The 3,595-nt window shown below is 71.7% G+C and carries 4 protein-coding genes; 1 reads left to right on the top strand and 3 read right to left on the bottom strand.

Translation table 11 applies throughout. The features are described from left to right. The 3 genes from AC27IQ_RS20430 to AC27IQ_RS20420 form a co-directional block, all read right to left on the bottom strand. Positions 1 to 910 (bottom strand): HAMP domain-containing protein (locus tag AC27IQ_RS20430; RefSeq protein ID WP_487090586.1); only part of this gene is annotated, 910 nt, incomplete at its 3' end. A gap of 3 nt (positions 911 to 913) precedes the next feature. Next, on the bottom strand, positions 914 to 1,630 hold the full coding sequence (locus AC27IQ_RS20425) for a response regulator transcription factor (RefSeq protein ID WP_284427522.1): 717 nt from the start codon (positions 1,628 to 1,630) through the stop codon (positions 914 to 916). A gap of 181 nt (positions 1,631 to 1,811) precedes the next feature. Next, entirely contained in the window at positions 1,812 to 3,146 is a 1,335-nt protein-coding gene (locus AC27IQ_RS20420) for an AmpG family muropeptide MFS transporter (RefSeq protein ID WP_487090585.1), read from the bottom strand. Positions 3,147 to 3,254: 108 nt separating this feature from the next. Between AC27IQ_RS20420 and AC27IQ_RS20415 the strand changes: the two genes are divergently transcribed. Further along, the coding region (locus AC27IQ_RS20415) for a cupin domain-containing protein (protein ID WP_487090584.1) at positions 3,255 to 3,595 on the top strand (341 nt) is incomplete at its 3' end.

Below are 3,595 nucleotides of genomic sequence, written 5' to 3'. Positions count from 1 at the left end.
GCAGGGCGCGGCGCAGCAGCTTGGCCACGCCGTTCACCTCCAGGCCGTCCGCGCTGGCGGCGCCGGCTTCCAGCTCGGCATCCACCCGCACGCACTCCTCGGCCGCCAGGCCCAGCAGGTCCACCAGTTCGATGGTGCCCATGTCCGCCTCGCGCGCGTCCAGGCGGCTGGCGAGCAGGATCTCGTCCACCAGCTGGTCCAGCTCGGCGATGTTGCGCAGGATCTCGTCGCGAAACGCCGGGGACGGGGCCGAGCCCTGCATCAGCTCCAGCCCCATGCGGATGCGCGTGAGCGGCGAGCGCAGCTCGTGCGAGGCATTGGCCAGCAGCGACTTGTGGGATTTGACGAGCGTCTCGATGCGCGCGGCTGCGGCGTTGAACTGGCGCGCCAGATCGGCCACTTCGTCATGCCCGGTCTCGGCCACGCGCACGGACAGATCGCCTTCGCCGAAGCGCTGCACGCCGCGCTGCAAGGTCTCCAGCCGCTGCAGCAGCCGCCGGATGATGGGGAACACGCCCACGGCCACGGCCACGCCGACCAGGCCCAGCATCCAGAGGAAGCCGAACGGCGGGCGCGTCCAGAACGCCACCTCGCCGCGCCGGTCGGGGCCAGGCGGCTTCGGGCGCGGCGCCATCTGCAGCGAGAACACCTCGCCGCCTTCGGCCTCCACCCGGAACTCCAGCCCCTCGGCCGGCCCGTTCGGGATGCGCGTGGCCAGCCCGCGCAGCACTGGCTCGCCGCGCCCGTTGATCAGCACCATCTCGCGGGCGGGCGGGGTGGGGGGCGTCTGCGCGTTCTGGTCCGAGGCGATGCGCCAGGCCCATCCCACGGCCAGGGTGAGCACGGCCACGCCCACCACCACGGCCAGCCAGATGCGCAGATAGAGGCGCCGGGAAAACGGGTTGGACATGGGTCAGTCTTGCTGCTTGGCGAACACATAGCCCACGCCGCGCACCGTGAGGATGCGGCGGGGGTTCTTGGCGTCCTGCTCGATCGCGGCGCGGATGCGGCCCATGTGCACGTCGATGGAGCGGTCGAAGGCTTCCAGCTCGCGGCCGCGCACGGCCTCCATGATCTGGTCGCGCGTGAGGACGCGGCCCGCGCGTTCGGCCAGCGCCACCAGCAGGTCGAACTGGTAGGAGGTGAGCTCGGCCGGCTGGCCGCTCACGGTGACGGTGCGCGCATCGCGATCGATCTCCAGCGAGCCGAAGCGCAGCACCTGCGCGGCGGGCGTGCCGCCGTCGGTGCGCCGGCGCAGGATGGCGCGGATGCGGGCGAGCAGCTCGCGCGGCTCGAACGGCTTGGGCAGGTAGTCGTCGGCGCCCAGCTCCAGGCCGATGATGCGGTCCATCGGGTCGCCCTTGGCGGTCAGCATGAGCACCGGCACCTGCGCCGCCGGCCCCTGCAGCGAGCGGATGCGGCGGCACACTTCGAGCCCGTCCATGTCCGGCAGCATGAGGTCCAGGATCACCAGGTCGGGCAGGGGCCCCGCATCGCCCCCCTGCAGGCGCGCCATGCCGCTCTTGCCATCGGCCATGTGCGTCACTTCCAGGCCCGACTGGCCGAGGTATTCCCCCACCATCTGGGCAAGGCGGAAGTCGTCTTCGATCATCAACAGTTGAGAGCTCATGGCGGGTGTCCTTGGGGGAGGCTTCATCGTCGCGCCGGGGGGCGTCGTTGCGTTGAAGTCCCCGTAAAGTTAGGTAAACCAGGGGCATGCCCCCAGCCAGGGCCATTTTGCGGCCGCGCAGCCCGGGCCGGCGTGGTGTGCTCCATGTGCTACTGAATTGATAGCTTCGACGGCATGAAAATCACCGGCGTGGGGGCGTTTCGATCCTGGACGCCAGCGCCACCAGCACCAGCACCGGCAGTCCCAGCAGCGCCGTCCCCACGAAAAACTCGGTGTAGCCGAAGGCGTCCACGAAGCGCCCCGAAAAGCCCGCGATCCACTTGGGCGCCAGCAGCATCATGGAGCTGAACAGCGCGTACTGCGTGGCCGAATACTGCACGTTGGTGAGACTGGACAGGTAGGCGATGAACGCCGCCGACGCGATGCCCCCCGCCAGGTTGTCGGCCGACACCACGAAGACCAGCCCCGTCACGTCGTGCCCGCGCAGGCCCAGCCAGGCGAACAGCAGGTTGCTGCAGGCGCTGAGCACCGCGCCCAGCATCAGCACGCGCATCACGCCCAGGCGCATGGACAGCACGCCGCCCACGAAGGCGCCGGCCAGCGTCATCAGCACACCGAACACCTTGGTGACCGCGGCGACCTCGTCCTTGGTGTAGCCCATGTCCACGTAGAACGGGTTGGCCATGATGCCCATCACCACGTCGCTGATGCGGTACACGGCGATGAGCGCCAGGATCAGCGCCGCCTGCCAGCGGTAGCGCCCGATGAAGTCCGCGAACGGATCGACCAGCGCGCCGCGCAGCCACTCTGCCGGGTTGCGCGCGGGCGGCAGCGGGCGCGGCACGGGCTCGCGCGACAGCAGCACGGTCGCGGTGCCCACCAGCATCGAGGCGGCCATCGTGAGGTAGGCGGCCTGCCAGGCGCCGTGCTGGTAGCCGGCGAGGCCGGGCAGTTCGGCGCGCGCGGCCACCCACAGCACGCCCGCGCCGGCCCAGATCATCGCCAGGCGGTAGCCCGTCTGGTAGGTGGCGGCCAGCGCGGCCTGGCGGTCGGCGTCGGCCGATTCGATGCGGAAGGCGTCCAGCGCGATGTCCTGCGTGGCCGAGCCGAACGCCACGGCCAGCGCGCACCACACCAGTGGTTCGAGCGCCACGCGCGGGTCGTTGAACGCCATGCCCACGAGGCCCGCCATCACCATCGCCTGCGACACCACCAGCCAGCCGCGCCGGCGCCCCAGCCAGCGCGTGAGCAGCGGCAGCGGCATGCGGTCCACCAGTGGCGCCCACACCCACTTGAACGCGTAGGCCAGGCCCACCCAGCTCAGGTAGCCGATGGTGGTGCGGTCCAGGCCCGCCTCGCGCAGCCAGAACGACAGCGTGCCCAGCACCAGCAGCAGCGGCAGCCCGGCGGAAAACCCCAGCGCCAGCATGCGCAGGCTGGCCGGTTCGAGGTAGACGAGCCAGGCCTCGCGCCAGCTGCGGCGGGGGGCGGTGGCGGGGGCGTGGTCTGGGGGCATCGGAAGGGGTGGGCGGGTCGGGCCGGGTAGGGGGATCGCAGGGATTATCCGCACCCCTTCCCCGGGGCGCGTCGGCCGCGCGCGCGACGTGCCGCTACGATGCGCGCCATGGGCCCTGCCGCCGTCCTCCATCCCACCTGCTCAGTGCGCTGCTACAGCGGCGAACACGCCGCGCATGCGCACGGCCACGCACAGGTGCTCTACGCGCTGCACGGGCGCATGGAGCTGGAGGTGGCGGGCCGCGCCGCCTTCGTGGACACCACCTGCGGCATGGTCATTCCGGCCGGCACGGCGCACGCGTTCCTGGCCCCGCCCGGCGCGCGGATGTTCGTGATCGACGCGCCCGACCAGCCCGGCGTCGCGCGCGTGCGGCGCTTCGCCATCTCGCCCGAGCACCGGGCCTTCGCCGCGGGCGACGATGCCGCGATGCGGCTCGCCCAGATCCTGCA

Source organism: Acidovorax sp. KPB24-07, assembly GCF_057543315.1.
The sequence above is the reverse complement of the archived record's forward strand: the minus strand, read 5'-3'. Positions and strand labels throughout refer to the sequence as shown.